The organism is Roseovarius sp. AK1035, assembly GCF_003288315.1.
Classification (GTDB): domain Bacteria; phylum Pseudomonadota; class Alphaproteobacteria; order Rhodobacterales; family Rhodobacteraceae; genus Roseovarius; species Roseovarius mucosus_A.
Window position 1 is genome coordinate 3,780,515 of sequence record NZ_CP030099.1, and the last position, 23,523, is coordinate 3,804,037.

Here is a 23,523-nt window from a genome sequence, read left to right on the forward strand (position 1 = left end):
GTTCCGCCACCCTTGCCCAATTTCCGGCCATTCGCCGCCGATGCGCTGCTCCTGCTGTCATTCTGCGGTGATTCCCCTTTTTTCGTGATCGCCACGCCCCAATCTTGAGGGCAGAAGATTGAGAAAGGGTAAATCATGCGCACCACCGCACTCATCCTTGCCCAGGCCGGGCTGATCAGCTTGCTCGCCGTTTACGGTGCCTATGGCGACAACCCAGCAAAGCCCACCTGCCCGCAGCACGCGACCACGCAGGATTGCGCAGCCCCGAAATGACGCGCGCAGCCAGACCTTACAAAATCAGCTTACAAACCTTACAAAATGTAAGGTCGCCCGCCCCGGGGCCAATAGCGCCTAGCGCGCGGCCTCGATCGCAGGAAGGATCGTGCTCTGCATCACCCGCTCGGTGATCGGCCCGGCAAAGCGCAGCACGATATTGCCTTTGCCATCAATCACATAGGTTTCAGGCACGCCGTAAACCCCCCAGTCAAGCGCCATCCGCCCCGTCGCATCCGCGCCCATCGCGGCATAGGGGTTTCCAAGTTCTTTCAGGAAATTCAAGGCGTTATCAGCCTTATCTTTGTAATTCACCCCATAGATCGTGATGCCATCCTTGGCCAGCTTCTCCAGATTAGGATGCTCCACGCGACAGGGCGCACACCAGCTCGCCCAATAGTTCACAAGCGTCACAGTTCCATCGCGCAAGTCACTGTCACCAAAAGTTTTTCCGTCGCCAAGCGGTGTCACTGCCACCACCGGCGCCGGCTTACCAGCCAGTGCCGAAGGCAGCTCATTGGGGTTATCCCGTTGCAACCCAACAAAGGCCAACCCGGCAAACCCGGCAAAGATCACCAGCGGCAAGACCATCATCGGAGAAAGCTTAGCCATTGGATTTCACCTTAGTTTCAACTTCTTGTAGCTCTTTCTTCACACGATTAGACCGCCGAACGCTGAGCACGATCAAAACCGCGATAAGCGCAATCGTCACCGCGTAAGACGATAAAACCGCCTCCGCATATTTCCCCAGATCCGGCATCATGCCTCCATCCTCTCGCGCGCCAAAAGCGCCCGCATCCGCCGCGCGCGGATCTCGGTGCGCGTGCGCATCAACACCAAGGCTATGAAAAGAAACACAAATCCCGCCATGCAGACCAGCAGCGGATACCAGAATACATCCGCCACATTCTCTTCCTTGTCGAGGCTGAGCGAGGCACCCTGATGCAAGCCTTGGTTCCAGAAATTCACCGCATAGCGGCTGAGCAACGCGAAGACCGATCCGACAAGGCATAAAATGCTGGTCAGATCCGCTGCCGTATCGTCATTCTCGATGGCTTCCCACAGGGCTATGTATCCGAGATAAAACAGAAAAAGGATAAGAAAGCTGGTTAGCCTCGGGTCCCAGGCCCACCAGGTGCCCCACATCGGTTGTCCCCAGATGGCCCCCGTCACCAGTGCGATCACGGTCATCACCATTCCCACAGGTGCCGCTGCCCGTGCCGCCAGCGCGCTCACATGATGCCGCCGCACGATCCAAATAAGCGATGTGATCAGCATCATCAGCCAGGCATTGATCGCCATCAGCGCGCTAGGCACATGTAAATAAATGATTTTCACCGTCGATCCTTGGCGGTAGTCCTCGGGCGTAAAGAAAAAGCCCCAGATCAGCCCCCCCACCAACGTCACCGCCGCCAGCCCCGCGAACCACGGCAAAAACCGGTCGGTGGTCTGGATGAATTTCTTGGGATTGGCATATTCCCAGAGTGCGTTCAGGTTCATCGCATGTCCTGTGTCATCAACGTAGGTTCACCCTCAATACCGCAGCCGAGGCGAAAGGCAAAAGCGCGATGGTGCCGCAGGTAATCCCCGCCAACATCAACAGCGGCGTGGTCACGTCAAACCCCTCTGCGCCACGTCGCGCCACCTCTGCGCCGAAAATCAATGTAGGTACATAAAGCGGCAGCACAAGCAGGCTCAGCAACAGCCCCCCACGCTTAAGCCCGACCGTCAGCGCCGCCCCAAAAGTGCCAATGACGCTAAGCGCAGGTGTTCCCAATAAAAGTGATACTATCAACCACTTATAGCCCGACTCCGAGAGATTGAGCAGCAGCCCCAGCACCGGTGCCGCCGCCACCAAAGGCAGGCCCGTGGTCAGCCAATGTGCCAACGCCTTGACGCTCACAATCCCCTCCATCGGCAAGGGCGAGGTGGCCAGAAGGTCAAGACTGCCATCCTCCCAATCCAGCGCCAGAATGCGATCCAGCGACAGTAAACACGCCAGCAACGCACCCAGCCACAGGATACCGGGGGCAATCACCGTCAGCAGCGCGCTTTGCGGCCCCACCCCAAAGGGCACCAGAACCACGACAATCAGGAAAAATGACAAACCCAGACCAAAGCCACCACCGGCACGCATCGCCAGCCGAATATCACGTAACAGGAGGGCGATCACAGAAATGCCCCGTCAAAATCATTATCCATCAACGGCTTGGCTTTGTATTTTCCGACATCAAGCACCTGCGCCTCACTCAACCCAATGTCGATATGCGTCGCCATAAGCGCCATGCCCCCCGTCGCCAGATGCCCGCGCACGGCATGGGCAAACATCGCCACCGCCTCAGTATCCAATGACACCGTCGGCTCATCCAGCACCCAGATCGCCCGCCCTGTTACCAAAAGCCGCGCCAACCCCAAGCGCCGCTTCTGGCCAGCCGATAGCGCCCCCGCCAGCCGGCCCGAGAGCGCGGTCAGCCTGAATGCCTCAATAGCCTGGGAATAGTCTTTTCGACCAAAGGCTTCCGCCCAAAACTTCAGGTTCTCTGTAACCGTCAGAGTGGCCTTGATCCCATCGGCATGCCCGGCATAAACGAGGCTTTCGGGGGGCACGTCGATCCGGCCTGAAACCGGCGGCTGCAAGCCCGCGATCGTCCGCAAGAGCGTGGTCTTGCCGATGCCATTCGGCCCGCGCACCACAAGCGCCTGACCGGGGGATAGCGTGAAACGCACCCCTTCCAGCACGGGTATCCCGCCACGCGCGATGGTCAGATCAGAGACTTGCAGCATCATGCGCTGTGCTTAACCCAATGCGAGACCTTGGAAAAGCACCATCAGCGCGCGGATCGTCACACCGGTTGCAACGCAACGGCCACCCGGCGCCCTTCGGACAAAAGCACGTTATAGGTCCGGCAAGCAGCGGGCGAATTCATTGTCTCAACACCCAACCCCACCGCCTCAAGATCATCTCTCAACCCTTTGGGAATATGCGATATCTCTGCGCCAGTGCCGATAAAGACCACATCGACCTCCGTCGCAAGCGCCATCAGTGCCGCGGTGTCTTCATAACCGCCCCAGGTGCGCGCCCCAGTCGGTGTGACAAGGATCGCGCCCTCCATAACCTGTCCGGCAACCCGAAAGAATCCCGGCCCATAGCCATCAATCGGCGTCGCCCCGCTAAAACTGATTTCCGTCATGCGCATGGCTTACCCCTCCTTGCCCCAGATCGGCAGCCCGCTCACCACCGCAAGACCGATCACTGCATAAGCCGCCCAACGATAAAGCCGCTCGTGACGCGGGTCAAAGAGCGATTGCCCAATCAATGAGGTAATGAAATACGGCACCGCAAGTAGCAGCGCCAAAAGGAAAATCTGCCCATTGATCGCCCCGCGTAAAAGGAGGTTGGCCACGATCACCACATCCAGCGCGGCCAGAAACAGGATCGTATTCGCGCGCACCGATTGCGCCGCCGACTGCCCCGCGAGGTAGAACAGGATCACCACCGGGCCGGTCAACCCTGTCAGCCCTCCAATCACGCCGGCCACAGCCCCAATCGCGACCAGCATGGGGCGGCCCACCTGCCCCGAGAACCGCCACCCGGTGATCAGCGCCGCCAATGTGATTGCGCCCACAGCGGCCACCACCCACCGGATGCTGACCGGGTCAAGCCGCCCCATCAGCCACAGACCAATCGGCACAGTCACAAGCGCCGCAAGCGCCAAGATACCCACTTCGCGCCGGTCCGCCTGCGACCAAGCGCGCGGCAACAGTGCCGAAGTGCTGGCAATTCCCGTCAGCGTGATCACCCCGACGATGATCTCTGGCCGCAGAAAAATCCCCGCCACGGGCACGAAAATCAACGCCGTTCCAAAGCCGGTAAAGCCCCGCACGATCCCTGCCAGCCCAATCGCCAGCAATAGCCAGACCAGGCCGGGCGTCGCCCAGACCGCGCTGAATGCCTCAGGCATCTATATTGGCGAATTGCGTGCCCGCATTGGCATCCGGCTTAGACCAGTCGCGTTTGATACCCAGCCACATTAGCACCGTACTGGCCACAAAGATCGACGAATAGGTGCCAACGATCACGCCCCAGATCATGGCAAAGACAAAGCCCCGGATCACGTCACCCCCCAAGACATACAAGGCCAAAAGCGCCAGCAAGGTGGTCAGTGACGTCACCATCGTGCGGCTCAGCGTCTCGTTGATTGACAGGTTCAGCACCTCTCGCAGCGGCCTTTGCTTGTATTTGCGCAGGTTCTCGCGGACCCGGTCAAACACCACCACCGTATCGTTAAGCGAGTAGCCGACAAGCGTCAGAAGGGCCGCGATGATCGCGAGATCGAATTGGATTTGCAGTTCCGAAAACACACCGATGGTTAGCGCCACGTCATGCACCAACGCAATCACCGCCCCGACCGCGAATTGCCACTCGAACCGCATCCAGATGTAAACCAGCACCGCCCCGATGGCGAGTGCGACGGCAAGCACCGCCGTCTTGATCAACTCGCCCGATACTTTGGGGCCAACGCTCTCCACGGATGTGAACTGGATATCCGGCACAGCCTGCTGCAAGGCCGCTTCGACCGCCGCGATCGTTTCGGGGGTGACACTTTCGGTCTCGTCCTGCGCCTGAATCCGGAGCATTGCCACGTTCTCTTCCGGGCCAAAGGTTGGATCGAACACCTCTGTGATGCTGACATCGCCCAACCCCATATCATTAGTCGCAGCGCGATAGGCCCCGATATCAACAGGTTCTGCGCTGAGCGTCCGGATCGTGGTGCCACCCTTGAAATCAATCCCGAAATTCAGCCCTTGCACGGCAAAAGAGCCAAACGCCACAAGGATCATCACCCCGGAAATGCCCAGCCACAGCTTCCACCGGCTAAAGAAATCCCAAGAGGTTATTTCCGGCACGAGCCGGAAACCGCGCCCGGCCAGCACCGTTTTTGGCCGCTTGCGCTCAAACCACATCACTGTGATCAATCGCGTCACAAACAGAGCGGTAAAGACCGAAGTCACAATCCCCAGCCCCAGCGTTATGGCAAAGCCACGCACCGGACCAGACCCCATGACATAAAGGATCAGCGCCGTCATGAAGGTGGTGATGTTGGCGTCGACAATCGCGCTCATCGCCTTCTCATAGCCCAATTCAATGGCCCGCGCCGCGCCCTTGGCCGATTTCATCTCTTCTCGGATACGCTCGAACACCAGCACATTGGCGTCCACCGCCATCCCGATGGTCAGCACGATCCCGGCGATCCCCGGCAAGGTCAGCGTAGACCCGATTAGGCTGAGCAAGCCGAAAATCAGACCAACGTTCACAATCAGCGCAATATTCGCAAAGATGCCGAAAATGCCGTAACTCACGATCATGTAAACGAGCACAAGCGCAAAGGCCACAAGACAGGCCAGCTTGCCCGCCTCGATACTATCGGCCCCAAGCTCCGGCCCGACCGTCCGCTCTTCCAGAAACTCAAGCCCCGCCGGAAGCGCACCCGCACGCAACAGCACGGCCAGTTGCGTGCTGTCCTCAACATTGAAGTTGCCGGTGATGATGCCCGACCCGCCGGCAATATGGCTTTGGATCACCGGCGCGCTGATCACCTCGCCATCAAGCACGATAGCAAAGGGATTGCCGATATTCTCAGCCGTATAATCGCCGAATTTGCGGGCACCCGTGGGATTGAACCGGAACGACACCGCCGGGCGACCGTTCTGGTCGAAATCTGGCTGTGCATCGACCAATTCCTCGCCCGTCACAACGGGCGCGCGCTCCAGGATGTAGTAAACGCCCGCCTCGTCCAGTGACGGCAGCACCTCGTTACCTGCGCCCGCGGGCGCATCAGCGCTCGCGGCACGGCTGATCACCGGCTGGAATGTCAGTTGGGCCGTGGTCCCGATCAGCGCCTTCAACTCGGCTGCGCTGCCAATCCCCGGCACCTGAATCAGGATGCGGTCAGCGCCCTGGCGCTGGATGGTCGGCTCGCGCGTGCCCACCTCGTCGATCCGACGGCGAATGATTTCCAGCGATTGCCGCACGGTGCGATCATCGGTCGCGCGCTGCTCGGCCTCGCTCAGCCGGATGATGATATCCGCACCGTCCGTTGTCACCTCGATATCGCTGCCACCCACGCCAGTCAGCACATCGGTAACAGGCCGCGCCAGCCCACGCACCAGCGCCGCGGCCTCTGTGGCCATTTCGGGCCGCTCGACAAGGCGCACCCGCAACTCGGGCTCATCGGTCTGCTGCAGCCGGATGGGCCCCACGCTGTCACGCTCTTCACGCAACAGATCGCGCACCTCGGGCCACATCCCCTCAACCCGCGCCTGATAGACATCTTCGACCTTGACCTCGGCCAATAGATGCGCGCCCCCGCGCAGATCAAGCCCCAGATTGACAAGGCTCGAGGGCATCCAACCGGGCCAAAGCGCCAGATCATCGGCCACCGACGCCGGATCAGCCCCCGCCTCAACGGCGACGACGGCGTCATTATGCCGCTCGACCTTTCCGTAAAACCCATTGGGCAGGGCGAGCATCAGACCAAGGGCTACCGTCCCCCAGATACAGAGGCGTTTCCACAGGTCGATTTGCAGCATGTTCCTGCCCTTTCAGAGGTTTTTCGCAGGGGAGCGGGGGCTTAGCCCTCGGCAGGCTCAGTCTTGGACAGAACCTGTGCGATGGTGGCGCGCACCACACGTACCTTGATGCCCTCAGCAAGTTCCACCTCGATCTCGCTGTCATCCTTGACCTTGGAAACCTTGCCGATCAGGCCGCCTTGCGTCACCACCTGATCGCCGCGGCGCAGTGCGCCGATCATGGCCTTATGCTCTTTGAGCTTCTTCTGTTGCGGGCGGATCAACAGGAAATACATGATCGCAAAGATCAGAATGAGCGGGATGAACTGGCTAAAGGCTTCCATCGGGTATCCTCTTTTTGTGACGCGGACAGCGGGCCGCGAATTGCCGGGGAACCTAGGCGCGGGGCCGGGTATTTGCAAGGCGCGAAAGCATGGCGCAGGCCCGGTTTCTGGTGCATAACGCCGCCCAAGCGATTCACCGACAGCTTTGAGGACCAGCGCCATGCACGATATCCGCGCCATCCGCGAGACCCCCGATGCCTTTGACGCCGCCCTCGCACGGCGGGGTCTGGCTCCGGTCTCGCCCCAGATTCTGGCCCTCGACGAGGCGCGTCGCACCCGCATCCATGCGGCCGAGAGCGCACAGGCCGACCAGAACCGCGCGAGCAAAGAGGCAGGCGCCGCCAAAGGGCGCGGCGACGAGGCAGAATTCGAACGCCTGCGCACTCTGGTCTCGGCCAAAAAGGAAGAAATGGCCGCCATGCAGGCCGAGGCCAAGGCGTTAGATACCCAACTCACCGACCTCCTGATGGCCCTGCCCAACCTGCCCTTTGACGACGTGCCCGATGGCACGGACGAGAGCGGCAATGTCGAGCTGCGCCGTTGGGGGACGCCCGCAAGTTTCGATTTCACCCCGAAAGAGCATTACGACATTACCGGCGTGCAACCGGGCATGGATTTCGAGACGGCGGCCAAGCTCTCCGGCGCGCGCTTTGTCGTCCTGTCGGGCAGCATCGCCCGCCTGCACCGCGCCTTGGCCCAATTCATGCTCGACACCCATATCGAGGAAAATGGCCTCCAAGAAACCTGGACGCCCGTTCTGGTGCGCCCCGAAATGATGCTGGGCACCGGGCAATTGCCGAAATTCGGCGAAGACAGCTACGAGACCACCAATGGCTGGTGGCTCGTTCCTACCGCCGAGGTAACGCTGACCAATATCGTGCATGGCGAGACGGTCGATGCCGCCACCCTGCCGCGCCGCTATGTGGCCCACACCCAATGCTTCCGCTCCGAAGCAGGCTCTGCGGGGCGCGACACCGCCGGCATGCTGCGCCAGCACCAGTTCGAAAAGGTCGAGATGGTCTCGATCACCCACCCCGACGAAAGCCGCGCCGAGTTGGACCGCATGACCGCCTGCGCTCAAAGTATCCTTGAGCGGCTTGGCCTGCCGTATCGCACCATCGTGCTCTGCACCGGCGACATGGGCTTTGGCGCGCGCCGCACCCATGACATCGAGGTTTGGCTACCGGGTCAAAACACCTACCGCGAAATCTCGTCCGTCTCGGTCTGCGGCGACTTTCAAGCGCGCCGCATGAACGCCCGCTTCAAACCACAAGGCGGCGGCAAACCCGAATTCCTGCACACGCTCAACGGCTCGGGCCTCGCCGTGGGCCGCTGCCTGATCGCGGTGCTGGAAAACGGCCAGCAGGCCGACGGCTCCGTCCGCATCCCCGACGCCCTCCACCCCTACCTGCGCGGCAAGACGATCCTCAACGCGGATGGGAGCCTAGGCTAAAGCAGCTTGACTCCAATCGGGTTCACATCGCCCCGGGCCTGACCCGGGCCTCCCCCTCCCGCTTCGGCGAGGTCCCGGATCAAGTGCGGGACGGGTGCGGTTTCAATCAAAACACGTTGCGGCTGATCAGGTTCATTCCGCCCCGGCCCCCGAGCCGGGGCCTCGACGCTGACTCAGTGAGGTCCCGGATCAAGTCCGGGACGGATGCGGTTTCAATCGGGCGCAGCCCGCCCTACGCAGGGCTTCCCCCTCGCCTTTGACACCTCGCGGGAGCAAGCGTCTAACAGTCAGGCACTCTCGAGCCAAGGGCCGAGCCCGTCCATCCAAGACCCGACCTTCGAGACCGAGCGCGCGAAAGTCTACAGAGCGGACAAAGAGAGCTTTCGCTGCCGCTTCGCTGATGACTGCTTCAGGAGCATACCAAGCAGCCATCGTTCTTGACACGTCTGGCAAAGGTGGCGACGAAACCACCCAACTTGGCCTCTAACGACTATCTCGAAGCAGCGGTCTCCATACCGGATCAGAATCAGCCCACCAGAGCAGCATTCCACCCAACATCATCGAGTGACCAATCGAAACCATGATCCGGAAGACCATGAGCAACCGCTAGAAAACCCTTTGGGTAAGGGGGGCAAATGGCACTTGGTCTTTGCCGGAAGAACTCGTACCAAGCGCGCAGTTTTTCGAGCCTCTCGGGCAAGTGAACACCGTAGACGTCCGCTGCAAATTGCAGGGTCGCCATCGCGATACAGTCTGCAATGGTGTTCTCAGAGCCAGTTAGGAAGGGTCCTTGATTTTCAGTCAGTACGAGATCGAGGCGTTCCAGCTGCTTCAGATAGGCCGCCGCTGCAAAACGCGCTGTAGCTGGATGCTGCTCCTCCATGCCGGCGAAGACCGGACTGCCCTTATGGGCCCATACCCCAAGCTGAAGCGCTGCCTCATCTGCGATGCTCATTGCTTCCCGCGTTCGGGCCTGCGCGGCGGGTGACCACCCGATCATGTTCGGCTGCGGATACCGATCCTCCAGATATTCCAAGATTGCGATCGAAGATCGGATCTTGTGACCATCTTCGGTTTGCAACACTGGCACTGTTCCGAACGAACTCACTGCCCTCAGGCGGCCGAGACTTTCCGGGTCCATCGCATCAAAGGCAATCCGGTCTATATCGGTGATCCCTTTTTCGGAGAGGTAGATTCCGATGCGACGTGGGAAGAGCGCCCAGTTCAGTTCGTAAAGCTTCATGGAGTTTCCTTCCAATAGTTTGATCTCAGCGCGAGGGCCAAACAAGTGATCTGTGAATTTGTGCGCCGGCAGTTGCGCCATCGGCCACGGCAAGCGACACCGAGTGCGGGGCGCGTGCGACATCACCGCACGCAAATACGCCACAGATAGATGTCTCTTTCTCATCGGACGTCCGCAGCTGAGACCCCATGGGCGTTTCTATCAAGGCGCAGCCCATGGTTTCGGCCACCGCACTGGCCGGCGAACAGATGGGCGCCGTGAACAAACCGGCAAAGTCCACGCGGCGACCGTCGGTCAGAAAAACTTCGGCCTTGCCCTCGATCCGATCGATTGGCGTTTCCTCCATGGTAGCACCGCGGCGATGAAGATCGGTACGGGTTTCATCGTCGAGTGGCATCAGGGCGTTGGTCAGGAATGTGACCTTGCCCCACTCCGTCAGCAACTGCGCCTGATGCACGGACATGGGCCCGGTTGCAATCACGCCGATATGGCCCTGATCCAGCTCGTAGCCATGGCAATAGGGGCAGTGAAACACCGAACGCCCCCACCGCTCTGCCAGTCCAGGCACCGAGGGCAGTCCATCCGTCACACCGGTGGCGAACAGCAGGCGACGCGTTTCGAAGCGCTCGCCAGTGGTGAGGGTCACTTGGAACGCGTCGTTCTCTCCAGCAGCGCTGGCAACCTCGCCCTCTTTCCAGGTCAGGGTCGGATACGCCTCGAGCTGGGTTCGGGCAATGCCGGCCAGTTCGGCCGGATCGACACCATCCTGTCCCAGAAAGCCATAGGAGTGGCTGGCTGACCGGTTGCGTCGCATCCCGGCGTCGATGATCAGCACTGACCTGCGCGCACGCAGAAGCTGCAGGGCGGCTGCCATTCCTGCATAGCCACCCCCAACTAAGATAACATCCTGCATTTTCATTCTTTCTGTTTAAGCGTTTCCGCGTGGCGACGTTTGAAGTCGGCAGCCAGATCGGCAAGTGTGACATGAGCGAAACGCTCAAGCAGCAACGCTTCGGCTTCTTCAAGCGTGTGTTCCAGTGCGGCGTTGACCGACTGCTCCACCAGGCAGAAGGGGTTCTCTGTCCGATTGCCAATCGCGAAAATGGCTGGTTCTCCAAGTGCCTTGTGCAACTGGTGCAAGGTCACGACCTCAAGATCGGCGGTGATGCGCCATCCCCCAGCGTGGCCCCGAGCGGACGAAACGATCCCTGCTTCACGCAGAAATGCCATGGTGCGCCGGACGACAACAGGATTGGTGCCCATGCACTGCGAGATGGCTTCCGAAGTCATGGGCCCTTCGTGCTCTGCCATGTGCAGAAGCGCGTGAAGGACGGAGGAAAGGCGGCTATCTCTTTTCATGTAACAATATATGTTACGATTCGTGCAGTGTGTCAAGTTATAGGGCGATCATTCCAAGAATGCCTCTTTTCACCAATGAACCAGCGACCGCTTCCATAGCCGCCCCCCTAATCCCTTTCAGACCCGCCAGTTACCGAACCTTTCGGAAGGGCTGCCGAGAGCCGCCATTCGCTGCTCAGCAGAATATCGACACGACGGGCTCTTTCCAAACCTTCGCCCACACACAGCAAGAATGTCCGATTACGGTTTTAGCCCAACGGTATAACGTGAAAGTCAAACAACCTGCCAACTCCCCCTACTCCGCCGCCACCATGCGCGTCGTCTCAGCCTTCGGAAACGGCACCAACCGCCCCGCCGCCTCATCCCAGAGTTTCAGCCGGAAACTCCGGATCGCCTCGGGCCAGCGGATCACGTCATGCGCGCGCAACGCCTCCGGCAACGCCCTCTGACAGCGCCGCAGGTTATAGGACGGAATACCGGGGTTGTAGTGATGCAGGTCGTGATAGGCGATATTGCCCGTCCCCAGATCCCACAGCCACCCCAGATCAAGCGAGCTTGACCCCACAAGCGTCGCCTTGCGGAAATCGAGCGATGGCTTGCGATCCCAATAGGTCTCTTCGAAATTATGCTGGAGATACACCAGAAACACCCCGATCACCCCCGCCAGCAGTGCGCTCACGCCCCAGACCACAAGCCCGACCAGGCCCAATGTGGTCCAGATCAGCGTCAAATAGCCCGCCAGCATCAGGTTATGTGCGATCACGCCCCATACCCCCACCACTTGCGTATTGCGCGGCCAGCGATAGGCGATGAAATAGGCGTAAATCCCCCCCAGTGACAGCATCACCACCGGATTGCGATAGAGCCGATACCACAGCCGTCTGTGCCATGGTGCTGCCTGCCATTCCGACAGCGTCATCGTATAAACCTCGGTCGTCTCGCGGTGATCGAGATTGCCCAGATAGGCGTGATGCTGGTTGTGATTGTATTGCATGACCCGGTATGGCGTCAGCGAAAACACCGATAGGGCATAGCCCACCACATCATTCAGCCCTTTGCGCCGAAAAAGCGCGGCATGCCCGCAATCGTGTTGCAACACGTAAAGCCGCACCGAAGCAAAGGCGAGCACGCCAACCATCGCCACCGCGCCAGCCCACTGCCCCGCCTCTGCCAAGGCCACACCCAGGATCAGCGCGCCGCCATAAACCACAAGAGTGCCCGCAAACGACAGCGCGCCACGACCATCGCTCTTGGTGGTATAGGGTCTGAGAAAGGCGCGAAGCGCCGCCTGATCGGGGGTCTCGGTCATGTCAGCCTCCATGCCACAGAGGGGTAACACTCTTTGGCCTCAGAGATTTGACCTCGCCCCGCACGAATGCAAGAGGGGCTGCACAGGAATTTGCACGCCCCTGCCCGGCTCAGTCGCTTGATCGCCCCGTCAAATGCTTGCGCAGGCTCGACGGCCCGGCCTTTTTCTTGCTCTTGTAAGGGTTACGATCCGCCTGACTGCGGAAATAAAGGCGGATAGGCGTGCCCGGCATGTCAAAATCTGCCCGCAACCCATTCACCAGATAGCGCGAATAGCTCTCGGGCAATTTGTCGGGATGGCTGCACATCACCACGAATCCCGGTGGCCGCGTCTTGGCCTGCGTCATGTAGCGCAGTTTGACCCGACGGCCGCCCGGCGCGGGCGGCGGGTGCTGCTCCAACATGCCGATCAGCCAACGGTTCAGTTGCGCCGTGGTCACGCGCCGGTTCCAGACCTCATGCGCCTTGGCCACCGCATCGCGCAGGCGGTCCAGCCCCTTGCCAGTCTTGGCCGAGACGGTGACCAGAGGCGCGCCGCGCAATTGCGGCAAAAGCCGCTCGAATGCCTCGCGCAGCTCTCTGATCTTGTCGCTCTTGTCGGGCTCCATGTCCCATTTGTTGATCGCCACCACCACCGCGCGCCCCTCGCGCTCGGCCAGATCGGCGATCCGCAAATCCTGTTGTTCAAAGGGAATCGCGGCATCAAGCAGAACCACCACCACTTCGGCAAATTTCACCGCCCGCAGCCCGTCGGACACCGACAGCTTTTCCAGCTTGTCCTGCACCTTGGCCTTCTTGCGCATGCCTGCCGTGTCGAAAATCCGCACCGGCATCCCGTCCCAGTCGATCCGCAGCGAGATCGCATCGCGCGTGATCCCCGCCTCAGGCCCGGTCAAGAGCCGCTCTTCCCCAAGGATCTTGTTGATCAGGGTCGATTTTCCGGCATTGGGCCGCCCCACCACCGCCACCTGCATCGGACGGGCCTCGGTCGGCTTGCGATAGCTGACATCCTCGTCGTCCTCGATATCCTCGTCGAGCGACACATCCACCTCTGGTGCTTCCGCCGCCGCGCGCGCCTCAAAGGCATCAGCCAATGGCATCAACTGGGAATAGAGGTCATTCAACCCCTCGCCATGCTCTGCCGACATGCGAATAGGCTCGCCCAGACCCAGCCCCCAGGCCTCGATCACGCCCGCATCCGCCGCCGATCCTTCGGCCTTGTTGGCGGCAAGGATCACATGCGCCGAACGCTTGCGGAGAATCTCGGCAAGGCTTTCGTCGGTGGGCGTGACCCCGGTGCGCGCGTCGATCACAAAGAGGCAAATATCCGCCATGTCGACTGCGCGCTCTGTCAGCTTGCGCATCCGGCCCTGAAGGCTCTCGTCGGTGGCATCTTCCAGACCTGCGGTGTCGATCACCGTAAAGCGCAGATCGCCCAACCGCGCGGCCCCTTCGCGCAGGTCTCGGGTAACGCCGGGCTGGTTGTCAACCAACGCAAGGCGCTTGCCCACCAGACGGTTGAAGAGCGTCGATTTGCCAACATTGGGACGGCCCACGATGGCTACGGAAAAGGTCATGTCTCAGGCTCCGATACGGATCAAGTCGCCCTGATACAGGATCGCACGATCAACGGAAAGCCAGCAATTGACCCTTTTTCGACACGACATAAAGCGTATTGCCCGCAACCACCGGGTTGGACGTGGCACCACCGGGCAAATCCCGCGCGCCCGTCATCTGCCCCGAGGCCGGATCAAAGAACCGCAATTGCCCGTCGCCCGAGGCCAGGATCAGCTGTCCACCGGCCAGAATGGGGCCAAAATGCCCCACGATTTCCGCCTGCCGCTTGGGCTTGCGATCCGCAAAGAGCGGCAATTCATGCCCCCAGATGCGCGTCCCGTCCTCCGTGGCAAGCCGCACCAATTCGTTGCGATCCGTGACCATGAACAGCGAGTCCCCGGCGGGCCAAACCGGGTTAAGCGGGCCTTCTTCGGCAGTCCAGAGGCGGTTGCCACTGCCAAGGCTTAGCGCAACAGTGCGCCCCGAATGGCTGCCGGTATAGAGGCGGTCACCGACGACCACTGGATCGCCGGTGATGTCATCCACGCGCGCACTCGCTACGCCCAAACGCTCGCCCGCAACCTGCGCATCCCAGAGGCGCAGACCACCCCGGCGGAATGCGCCCTGCAATTCCCCTGCACCAAAGGCAAAGACCACGTATTTGTCGGTGATGGCCGGGGCAGGTCCGCCCAAGACGTTGTGAATATCCGGCGTGCCGCTCAACTGCCAGGCAATCCGCCCGGTGTCCGTCTCAATCGCCCAGGCCACATCATCGCCCGCAACCACATAGACCAGCCCGTCAAAGACCGCCGGTGTGCCGGTGCCGGGCGATCCCAACGCCTGTTGCCAGATCACGCCGCCTGTCGCAGGGTCAACCGCCGTGAGCAGGCCAAACCCGGACGAGACAAAGAGCTTGCCATCGCCGTAGGCCAAGCCGCCACCGCTGGCATTGTCAGACCTGTCATTGGCCGGCGTAAGGTCGCGCGTCCAGAGCAATTGCCCTGTGGTCGAGACAGCCGCCACCGTCGCCTCGGCATCCAGTGTAAATATACGCCCTTCGGCCACTACCGGGTCAGCGGTGATCCGCACCCGCCGCCCGTCACCTGCGCCGATATTGACCGACCACGCCAGTTGCGGTGCACGCGACAGCGCGGGATGGGCCGTGCGCGTTGCAGGCGTTCCGATGCGCTGGCGCCAGTCCGCATTGACTGTCGCCGCTGGCAGCGAAACGGGCAGAACTTGGTTTGTTGGTGTCACACTTGCCTGAGCGCGCGCAGTCTCGCTCTGGAGAACCTCGCGAATTCCCTCGCGCTCACCGCTCAGAATCTGTGTCTTCTTGGTGCAGGCCGTCAGCGCAAGGACTGCAATCAGCCCAAGGATCAATCCGTTCGGTTTCACTGCTCTTGCCCTCACTCTTCGCCTTTTGCCGTCCTGCCGGCCCGCATGAGCCTGTCGCCCGACGCGGCCCCTGTCATTCACCTAGCGACTCGGCCCCTGTGACAGGCTCCGGCAGGTCGGGCATATCTTCGCCCAAGGCCACAATCACTTGTGTCACGCGCCTACGCAAGCCCATCGTCGCCTCCGCATCGCTGGCAATCGCGCCAAGACGCTCCAAAGCCGCATCCCGGTTGCCCGTTTCCAGATCAATCAGCGCCAATTGTTCCTCGGCCAAGAGGCGCAAAACCCCGCCGCTCAACGCCAATCCATTCAACCGCCCGCGCCGTGCCTCGGCATCCAGCCCCGAACCCGGAAGCATCACCGCCTTGAGCGTTGCAATATTGCGATAGACGGCATCCACATCCGACCGGTCTGCCAGCGCCAGCAACCGCGCCGCCGCTGCCTCGGGGGTGTCGGCCGCTTCTTCCGCCGCCGCGAGCAAGGCAATCACCGATCCCGCTTGGGCCCCCGGCGCCTCGATTGCATCCAGTGCTGCGGCGCGGGCGCTCCGGTCTTCGGTGGCCAATGCCGCCAGCACCGCATCGCCCAACGCTTGGGCGGCGGCCTGATCCTGCGCCTTGCGCCATTCGTTCCACGCGGCACCGCCCACCAACATCAGGATCGCCAGAACCGCGATCCAGCCATATCGGCGCATCAACGCGAACAGCCTGTCGCGGCGCACCTCTTCAGTGACTTCATCGATGAAAGTGTCGGTGTTGCTCACGCCGCGCCCCCCTTGAATTTCGCCCCTCTTACCCCGAAGCCCTGCCCCTGCCAAGGGGCACCGCGCCCGCGACGCAAGGGCGTGCTTGCAGCAGGCATTGGAAAAGATTAATCTGAACCGGTTGGTTTAGCGTAAGCCAATGATGTTGCGTCAAGGGCATGTCCCGCAAGGCAGGCCCAAGCCCGGCCCAACGCCACGCCTCATGGCCCGAAGGTAGATAAATGCGGTTGCTTCCTGTTCTCATCGCCCTCGTGGTCTCTGTCCTTGTCTATGTTCTTGTCTTTGAGCATGACAGATTTCTTCCAGCCCCCGCCACTCAGCCGCAAACCGAAACCACATCACCAGAAACCGCCCCCCAAACGACGCAGATCATGCGCGTCGTGGCCCTGCGTTCACAAGCGCGTGAGGTCGACAGCGCCGTCGTGGTGCGCGGCAGATCCGAGGCTGACCGCATCGTCGAATTGCGCGCCGAAACCTCGGGCCTTGTCATCAACGACCCGCTGCGCAAAGGGCATATGGTGACCCAAGGCGATATCCTTTGCCGCCTTGACCCCGCCGCGCGCAACGCCGCTCTGGCCGAGGCCCAAGCCCGGCTGAGCGAATCCCAAACCCGCATCCCCGAGGCCGAGGCCCGCGCCAACGAGGCCCGCGCCCAACTCGAAGAGGCTGAAATCAATGCCAACGCCGCCGAAAACCTTGTCGAAAGCGGCTTTGCCTCACAAACCCGCGTCGCCGCCACACGCGCTGCGGTCAGCTCGGCGCAAGCCGCGGTGCAGTCGGCCACCTCTGGCCTAGAGGCCGCGCGCGCCGGGATTGAATCCGCCCGCGCCGCCGTCGCCGCCGCCGAAACCGAGATCGCCCGCCTCGCCATCGTCGCGCCCTTCGACGGCGTGCTCGACACCGACACCGCGGAAATCGGCAGCCTTTTGCAACCCGGCGCGCTCTGCGCCACGGTGCTGCAACTCGACCCGATCACCATGGTCGGCTTTGTTTCGGAATTGCAGGTGGCCCGCGTGGAAATGAATGCCCCTGCAACAATTCGCATGGCCTCAGGCCGTAGGGTCGAGGGGCGCGTGACCTTCGTTGCCCGCTCCGCCGATGACGTCACCCGCACCTTTCGCGTTGAAGTGACCGTGCCCAATCCGGACCTCTCGCTGCGCGACGGGGAAACCGCCGAAATCCTGATCGGTGCCGCAGGCAAACGCGCGCATCTCCTGCCGCAATCCGCGCTCACTCTTGATGACGAGGGGGCCTTGGGCCTGCGCATCGTCAACCCCGAAAGCCTTGCCCAATTCGTCCCGGTCGAGCTCTTGCGCGATACACCCTCCGGTGTCTGGCTCACCGGACTGCCAGATAGCGCCGATGTGATCGTGATCGGACAGGATTTCGTGACCGATGGCGTGCCCGTTGACCCGGTGTTTCAGGAGTTGGGCCAATGACCGGAATCGTCGATTGGGCCGCCACCCGCGCCCGGATGGTTTTGGCCTTCATCGTGCTCTCGGTCCTTGCAGGCACGCTGGCCTATGTCGGCTTGCCCAAAGAGGGCGAGCCTGACATCGAGGTGCCCGCCCTCTTCATCTCGGTCCCCTTCCCCGGCATCTCCGCCGAGGATAGCGAAAAACTGCTCGTCAAAGTGATGGAGACCGAGCTGAGCGATCTGGACGGTCTGAAAAAAATGACCGGCACCGCTGCTGAAAACTATGGCGGCGTGGCGCTCGAATTCGAATTCGGCTGGGACAAGACCAAGACCCTCGCCGATGTGCGCGACGCGATGGACACCGCCGAGGCCGATTTCCCCGACGGCGCTGAAAAATACACCCTCAACGAAGTGAATTTCAGCGAATTCCCGATCATCATCGTCAACCTCTCCGGCCCGGTGCCGGAACGCACCATGTCGCGCCTTGCCAATGACCTGCAAGACACGCTCGAAGGGCTGGAACCTGTGCTCGAGGCTGGGATCGCGGGCAATCGCGAAGAGATGCTCGAGGTTATCATCGACCCGCTCCGCCTTGAGGCATATAACGTCACGGCGCTGGATCTGATCAACGTGGTGCAGAACAACAACCAATTGATCGCAGCCGGTGAAGTCGACACAAGCCAAGGCACTTTCGCGGTCAAAATCCCTTCGTCCTTCGAAGACACCAGCGATTTCTACAACCTTCCGGTCAAGACCAATGGCGACCGCATCGTGCGACTTGGCGATCTGGCCACCATAAACCTCACCTTCGAGGATCGGCTAGGCACCGCGCGGTTCAATGGCGAGACCACCGTCGCGCTCCAAGTGGTCAAGCGCAAAGGTTTCAACATAATCGAAACCGCAGACCTCGTGCGCGCCGCTGTCGCCGAGGCGGAAAAGACATGGCCCGAGGATTTACAGGTCGCAGTCAGCGTTGGCACCTCCAACGATCAATCCAGCACGGTCGCCTCGATGGTCAGCCAGCTTGAGGGCTCGGTTCTGACCGCCATTGCCTTGGTTATGATCGTCACGCTGGCGGCCTTGGGCATCCGTCCTGCGCTGCTGGTGGGCTTTGCGATACCAACCTCCTTTCTGCTCTGCTTTGCCCTTCTCGCCGTCATGGGCGTCGCGGTCTCGAATATCGTGATGTTCGGTCTCATCCTTGCGGTTGGCATGCTTGTGGATGGTGCCATCGTCGTGGTGGAATATGCAGACAAGCGGATTGCCGATGGCGAAGGCCCTATGCACGCCTATGTGGGGGCCGCCAAGCGGATGTTCTGGCCCGTGGTCAGTTCAACCGCGACCACGCTCTGTGCTTTTCTGCCGATGCTCTTCTGGCCCGGCATTCCGGGGCAATTCATGGGCATGCTACCCGTTACGCTGATTTTCGTGCTCTCTGCATCGCTCTTGGTGGCGCTCGTCTATCTGCCCGTGCTGGGCGGCGTGACCGGGCGGCTGGAACGCTGGTTCAACGCCCGCACCGATCAGATTGCGGGCGGTTTCTGGCTCTGGCATGTGCTGCTCTTGCCGCTGGCAATCGGTGCGGCGCTTCTGGCCGGCCAATTGGCCCCCACCCTGCTGAACGAAGTGCGCGCGCAATTTTCAGCCATGGACGGCACGCAAATCCTTGGCTCCGTCATACCCGTGTTGACCACGGTCTTTGGCCTCTTGCTTGGCGTGTCACTTCTTGCGGCGGTAGGGCTGTCGGGGGTGGTCGCCACGCTTCTGGCGCTTTTGGCCATTCCGCGCCGTTTTGGCAAACTCCTGCACGTCGCGCGGCAACGCTGGCTGCCCCCGCGCCGCGAACGGGTCCGGGGCGGCTATCACCGCTCGACCTTTGGCTGGGTGATCCACGCGATCGCGGGCAATCCGGTGATGCCGCTGGTGGCATTTGGCGCGATTTTTGTGCTCGTGGGCTCTGTGCTCATGTTCTACATCAACAACAACAATGGCACCGAATTCTTTGTCGATAGCGAACCCGAGCAAGGCATCGTTTATGTTCGCGGGCGCGGCAATCTCTCGATTGATCAAAAGGATCAGTTGGTCCAGCAGGTCGAGGATATCATCCGCGCCCATCCGGGCATCCAGACCGCCTTTGCCTTTGCCGGGGATGGCGGGCTTGATACCAACACCGGTGGCGCACAGCCCCCACGCGACACGATCGGTCAGATACAATTCGAAACCATCGCCTGGGAGGATCGCCCCCAGACGCACGAGACATGGTTCACCATTCCCCTGATCAACCTTGCCGTATCGCGCGACGTGGTGGCGGCAGACTTTGACGGCGATGCGGTGATTGCGGAACTGAGCGCCGAACTGGAGCAAATTCCCGGCATCAAGTTTGAGGTTCTTGCCCAATCCCGTGGCCCCGCTTCGGCCAAGCCGGTGCACCTGCGCCTCAAAAGTGACAATTGGGACGATCTCATCGCCTTTACCGAAGTGGCGCGACAGAAATTCGACGAAACCGAAGGCCTGCGCCAGATCGAAGATACCTTGCCGCTGCCCGGCATTGATTGGCAGATCGACGTTGATGTCGAAAAGGCCGGGCGTTTTGGCGCCGACGTGGCAACCGTTGGGGCGATGGTGCAGCTTGTGACACGCGGTATCCTGCTCGACACGATGCGCGTGGACAGCAGCGACGAAGAAATCGAGATCCGCGTCCGCCTGCCCGACCAAGACCGCGTGCTCTCAACCCTCGACAGCCTCAAGGTGCGCACCGATGACGGGCTGGTTCCACTTTCGAATTTCGTCAGCCGCAAACCGGTCAAACAGCTGGCCCAGATCGACCGTGTCGATCAGACCCGCTTTTTCGACATCAAGGCGGCAGTTGAGGACGGGTTATTTCGTAGGGAATCGGCCACAGATGTTACAGATCGTAAGGTGCCCATCACCGCAAACGAGCGCATCGCGCTCCTGACTGAGTGGCTCGATTCCGGCGTTCTGCCCCCCGGAATCAGCTATGAATGGACCGGCGACGCCGAGGATGAGGCCGAATCCGGCGCGTTCCTGCAAAAGGCCTTCGCCGGGGCGCTTGGCCTGATGTTCATTATCCTCTTGGCGCAATTCAACAGTGTTTACAACGCAGTGCTGGTGCTTTTGGCGGTCGTGCTCTCAACAACCGGCGTGCTGATCGGGATGCTGGTGATGGATCAGCCGTTTTCGATCATCATGACGGGCACCGGCATCGTGGCCCTCGCGGGGATCGTGGTGAACAACAACATTGTTTTGATTGATACTTATCAGGAATACGCCCGCTACATGCCCCAGATCGAGGCCATCACCCGCACCGCGCAGGATCGCATCCGGCCCGTTCTTTTGACCACGATCACCACCATGGCGGGCCTCGCGCCGATGATGTTCGGGCTAAGCCTTGACTTTGTGAATGGTGGCTATGCCTTTGATAGTCCAACAGCTTTGTGGTGGAAGCAGCTTGCCACCGCCGTGGTTTTCGGCCTCGGAATCGCAACCGTGCTGACGCTGGTCTTTACCCCCGCGATGTTGGCGTTGCGGGTGTGGCTGGGCACCTACGCGCTCTGGGGCGCGCGCCTCTTGGCCAAGCTTTCGATGGGTCGCTCCAGCCGCGCCGCTCAGGATTGGGCCCTTGCCCACACCGCAAACCGCCTCGCACACGCTGAAATTGTCTGGCCCGACGAAAATCAAACCGTGCCCGCAGACCCAACCCAACCTGCTGAAAAAAATACAAAAACACCGGATTCCATAGGCCAAGATTCGCCTCTCCGCGCGGCGGAGTGATTCTGTTGAAGATGTGAGTTCGCCCCTGTATCCCGCAGGAAGATTGCCCGATGTTTCAGCATCTCAGCCTCTAATCCGGAAACAAAGCGCCCTGTAGACCCGGTTCGTTTCCAAATATAGGCCTCGACCGGCACGAAGCTTGAAATGTGTCCGAAATCTGGCATATCTAAGGTCAGAATTTGAACGCATGGTAATACGGAGACGACTGATGTTTGATTGGTTCTGGAGTGGCTGGTATGGTGGAACCACGTCGAGCGGTGGCTCGACATCGACGTCCTCCGTGCCGGAAATGGACGCTGCAAGTGGCACATTGGCCATCGCGGTTGTTCTCGCGGCCCTTGTCCTTGCTTGGGAAATCAAACGCCGTCGCGCGCGGAACTGACCTCTACCGTCAGATCAGCGCCCAATCCCCCCTCCAAAGGGCGACGGCTGCGATAACAGCATTGGCAACAGCATGGGCGGCCATGGCATCAGCCAGCCGCCCATTGCGCATGTAAACCAGAGAAAAGACGACACCAGCCAGCCCCGCCTCGATCCATCGGCCATGGACAAGCGCGAAAAGGCCGGCGGAAACACCAATCGCGATGATCTGGCTTGAAACAGTGCCCCGGTCCAGACGCGCTTGGACATAACCCCGAAAAAATAGCTCTTCGATCACCGGCACGAGCGCCACGGTGCCAAGGATGCGCACGCTGGCCCAAAGGGCAAAAGCGCCGGCCCCAAGCGACATGAGCGCGTCAGAGGGTGGCTCTGACGCGGGCGCGGTTGCGATCCAAACCACCCCAACCGCGATGCCTGCGACCACCGAGAGCATTGAGGGCCAAGCTAAATGCTGCCACAGAGTGGCGCGCACCCACCAAAGCGCAGCCAGCATCATGCCGGCCTGCACCGGATAAGCGAGGGCAGGTTCGCTCCAAAAGGCCTGTGCGATCAATCCCGACAAGGCAAAGACGATAAAGGGCAGGATGCGGCCAGCCACATCATCCTGAGCCAGCGGGGCCACGCTGCGCACCTGTGGCACCACCACCGCCTGAAGCGCATAGCCACTGCGCCCGACAACAACCAAAACGCCGATCGACAGGGCTGTGAACATCAACCAACCGGCAAAGCTGTGAAACCCGTTGACCGCCAGTTCCGGCGAGACATGCACACCGATCAGGATCAACCCCGTGATCCGCACCGCGTTGAACAGCCAGCTTACCAACAGCGCAAGGGGCCAAATCACGAGGCCAAAGCGGCGCAAGCGCAGTTCGTCACGGAAAAGCACCCCGTAAAGGGCAAGAAAGGCAGTGATCAACACCAGCCCTTCGATCCCCGAACAACTATCGGCCACCATAACCTGAAACTCTGGCGTGCCGATCACATAGGTCGCGGGATCAACGACCACCTCCTCGACAAAGAGGCGCAGCAAGAGAAAGACCGCAATGAATGTCACATCCGTGACAGCCTGCACGCTCCAGAGTGGCCCCGCCAAAACCACAGCCCCCGGAAGAGCGGCGGCAAAAACCACCATCGCCAAAAGGGACAGACTGCGCCCCTGTAACCAACTCAACCATGCTGCGGGCCGCATCAGCCACAGCAGACCACCCAAGGCCGCCATCAGCGCGCCCAAGGCCGCCAGAGGGAAAACAGACTGAAATTCTGCGCTCAGCGCGTCAGGCGCGATCACGATCAGCGGCGCGAGCATGGCCAGAATGCCAAGGCCATGTATCAGGGCCCATCTTAACCCGCCCGGCGCACGGCTTGCCGCCATGCCGAAATCGGCGCGCGCGACGGGGCGCGCCCAGAGGTATATCCCAACCAACGACCCCGCACAAAGCAACCAAAGCGCCACAAACCGCAATCCGCGACAGGCAGCTTCGATCCCGGTGGCGCGACATTCTAGGTCGCTCAACACCTGATACCCAAGCACAAGCACCACCATCTCGGCGACAAACAGTCCGCCAAGGGATAGAGCCCGCCCATGCGGGGTAAGTTTGCCGGTGTCCTCACTCATCCGTCTTGCGCTAACTCAAGAGCGCCGCCGCAATATGGCAAGCCTGAGGC

Annotated in this window: 22 protein-coding genes; 5 read left to right on the forward strand and 17 right to left on the reverse strand. The window is 61.0% G+C overall.

Annotated features, from left to right (window positions below; genetic code table 11):
- Nucleotides 1–135: 135 nt before the first annotated feature.
- Nucleotides 136–273: a hypothetical protein gene (locus RAK1035_RS20285; RefSeq protein WP_008282531.1), complete on the forward strand. Its 138-nt coding sequence runs from the start codon at nt 136–138 to the stop codon at nt 271–273.
- Between the two features lie 78 nt (nt 274–351).
- On the opposite strand, the gene RAK1035_RS18005 is transcribed toward RAK1035_RS20285, so the two are convergent.
- From RAK1035_RS18005 to yajC, 9 genes are read right to left on the reverse strand one after another with little or no spacing between them, the layout of a single operon-like run.
- Nucleotides 352–885, reverse strand: coding sequence for a DsbE family thiol:disulfide interchange protein (locus RAK1035_RS18005; RefSeq protein WP_037298536.1), 534 nt, complete (start codon nt 883–885; stop codon nt 352–354).
- On the reverse strand, nt 878–1,036 hold the full coding sequence (gene ccmD / locus RAK1035_RS18010) for a heme exporter protein CcmD (protein WP_008282533.1): 159 nt from the start codon (nt 1,034–1,036) through the stop codon (nt 878–880). Before ccmD ends, RAK1035_RS18005 begins: the two co-directional genes overlap by 8 nt.
- The gene (locus RAK1035_RS18015) at nt 1,033–1,773 is read right to left on the reverse strand and encodes a heme ABC transporter permease (RefSeq protein ID WP_008282534.1); all 741 of its coding nucleotides are present in this window, start codon (nt 1,771–1,773) and stop codon (nt 1,033–1,035) included. Before RAK1035_RS18015 ends, ccmD begins: the two co-directional genes overlap by 4 nt.
- A gap of 16 nt (nt 1,774–1,789) precedes the next feature.
- The gene (gene ccmB / locus RAK1035_RS18020; RefSeq protein WP_008282535.1) at nt 1,790–2,446 is read right to left on the reverse strand and encodes a heme exporter protein CcmB; all 657 of its coding nucleotides are present in this window, start codon (nt 2,444–2,446) and stop codon (nt 1,790–1,792) included.
- Nucleotides 2,443–3,060 (reverse strand): heme ABC exporter ATP-binding protein CcmA, encoded by a 618-nt coding sequence (gene ccmA / locus RAK1035_RS18025; RefSeq protein ID WP_008282536.1) that lies wholly within the window; start codon nt 3,058–3,060, stop codon nt 2,443–2,445. The genes ccmB and ccmA overlap by 4 nt, the downstream gene beginning before the upstream one ends.
- 56 nt (nt 3,061–3,116) lie before the next feature.
- A complete protein-coding gene (locus RAK1035_RS18030) occupies nt 3,117–3,470 on the reverse strand; it encodes an Mth938-like domain-containing protein (RefSeq protein WP_008282537.1) in 354 nt (117 codons plus the stop codon).
- Nucleotides 3,471–3,473: 3 nt separating this feature from the next.
- Nucleotides 3,474–4,235 (reverse strand): sulfite exporter TauE/SafE family protein, encoded by a 762-nt coding sequence (locus RAK1035_RS18035; protein WP_008282538.1) that lies wholly within the window; start codon nt 4,233–4,235, stop codon nt 3,474–3,476.
- Nucleotides 4,228–6,864: a protein translocase subunit SecD gene (gene secD, locus RAK1035_RS18040; protein WP_008282539.1), complete on the reverse strand. Its 2,637-nt coding sequence runs from the start codon at nt 6,862–6,864 to the stop codon at nt 4,228–4,230. The genes RAK1035_RS18035 and secD overlap by 8 nt, the downstream gene beginning before the upstream one ends.
- A 41-nt stretch (nt 6,865–6,905) precedes the next feature.
- The gene (gene yajC, locus RAK1035_RS18045) at nt 6,906–7,187 is read right to left on the reverse strand and encodes a preprotein translocase subunit YajC (protein WP_008282540.1); all 282 of its coding nucleotides are present in this window, start codon (nt 7,185–7,187) and stop codon (nt 6,906–6,908) included.
- 160 nt (nt 7,188–7,347) lie between these two features.
- On the opposite strand from yajC, the gene serS reads away from it, so the two are divergent.
- The gene (gene serS / locus RAK1035_RS18050; RefSeq protein ID WP_008282541.1) at nt 7,348–8,640 is read left to right on the forward strand and encodes a serine--tRNA ligase; all 1,293 of its coding nucleotides are present in this window, start codon (nt 7,348–7,350) and stop codon (nt 8,638–8,640) included.
- 526 nt (nt 8,641–9,166) lie between these two features.
- Here serS and RAK1035_RS18055 read toward each other — a convergent pair.
- The 7 genes from RAK1035_RS18055 to RAK1035_RS18085 form a co-directional block, all read right to left on the reverse strand.
- Nucleotides 9,167–9,883: a glutathione S-transferase family protein gene (locus tag RAK1035_RS18055; RefSeq protein ID WP_008282542.1), complete on the reverse strand. Its 717-nt coding sequence runs from the start codon at nt 9,881–9,883 to the stop codon at nt 9,167–9,169.
- Nucleotides 9,884–9,908: 25 nt separating this feature from the next.
- On the reverse strand, nt 9,909–10,796 hold the full coding sequence (locus RAK1035_RS18060) for an NAD(P)/FAD-dependent oxidoreductase (RefSeq protein ID WP_037298539.1): 888 nt from the start codon (nt 10,794–10,796) through the stop codon (nt 9,909–9,911).
- 2 nt (nt 10,797–10,798) lie between these two features.
- Nucleotides 10,799–11,173 carry an Rrf2 family transcriptional regulator gene (locus RAK1035_RS18065; RefSeq protein WP_441346848.1) on the reverse strand — a complete coding sequence of 125 codons (375 nt, stop codon included), beginning with the start codon at nt 11,171–11,173 and terminating at the stop codon, nt 10,799–10,801.
- Nucleotides 11,174–11,537: 364 nt separating this feature from the next.
- Nucleotides 11,538–12,551 carry a fatty acid desaturase gene (locus RAK1035_RS18070; RefSeq protein WP_037298606.1) on the reverse strand — a complete coding sequence of 338 codons (1,014 nt, stop codon included), beginning with the start codon at nt 12,549–12,551 and terminating at the stop codon, nt 11,538–11,540.
- A 109-nt stretch (nt 12,552–12,660) separates the two neighbouring features.
- Nucleotides 12,661–14,127, reverse strand: a complete 1,467-nt coding sequence (gene der / locus RAK1035_RS18075) for a ribosome biogenesis GTPase Der (protein ID WP_008282546.1) — start codon at nt 14,125–14,127, stop codon at nt 12,661–12,663.
- A gap of 49 nt (nt 14,128–14,176) precedes the next feature.
- Nucleotides 14,177–15,505 carry a PQQ-like beta-propeller repeat protein gene (locus tag RAK1035_RS18080; protein ID WP_008282547.1) on the reverse strand — a complete coding sequence of 443 codons (1,329 nt, stop codon included), beginning with the start codon at nt 15,503–15,505 and terminating at the stop codon, nt 14,177–14,179.
- A gap of 73 nt (nt 15,506–15,578) precedes the next feature.
- Nucleotides 15,579–16,268 (reverse strand): hypothetical protein, encoded by a 690-nt coding sequence (locus RAK1035_RS18085; protein ID WP_008282548.1) that lies wholly within the window; start codon nt 16,266–16,268, stop codon nt 15,579–15,581.
- A gap of 221 nt (nt 16,269–16,489) precedes the next feature.
- Here RAK1035_RS18085 and RAK1035_RS18090 point away from each other — a divergent pair, with 221 nt between their 5' ends.
- The 3 genes from RAK1035_RS18090 (at nt 16,490) to RAK1035_RS18100 (ending at nt 21,859) form a co-directional block, all read left to right on the forward strand.
- The gene (locus RAK1035_RS18090; protein ID WP_008282549.1) at nt 16,490–17,707 is read left to right on the forward strand and encodes an efflux RND transporter periplasmic adaptor subunit; all 1,218 of its coding nucleotides are present in this window, start codon (nt 16,490–16,492) and stop codon (nt 17,705–17,707) included.
- Nucleotides 17,704–21,477 (forward strand): efflux RND transporter permease subunit, encoded by a 3,774-nt coding sequence (locus RAK1035_RS18095; RefSeq protein ID WP_008282550.1) that lies wholly within the window; start codon nt 17,704–17,706, stop codon nt 21,475–21,477. The genes RAK1035_RS18090 and RAK1035_RS18095 overlap by 4 nt, the downstream gene beginning before the upstream one ends.
- A 208-nt stretch (nt 21,478–21,685) precedes the next feature.
- Nucleotides 21,686–21,859, forward strand: a complete 174-nt coding sequence (locus RAK1035_RS18100) for a VPEID-CTERM sorting domain-containing protein (RefSeq protein WP_232279244.1) — start codon at nt 21,686–21,688, stop codon at nt 21,857–21,859.
- 9 nt (nt 21,860–21,868) lie between these two features.
- On the opposite strand, the gene xrtE is transcribed toward RAK1035_RS18100, so the two are convergent.
- A complete protein-coding gene (xrtE, locus tag RAK1035_RS18105) occupies nt 21,869–23,473 on the reverse strand; it encodes an exosortase E/protease, VPEID-CTERM system (protein ID WP_008282551.1) in 1,605 nt (534 codons plus the stop codon).
- Nucleotides 23,474–23,523: the final 50 nt, after the last annotated feature.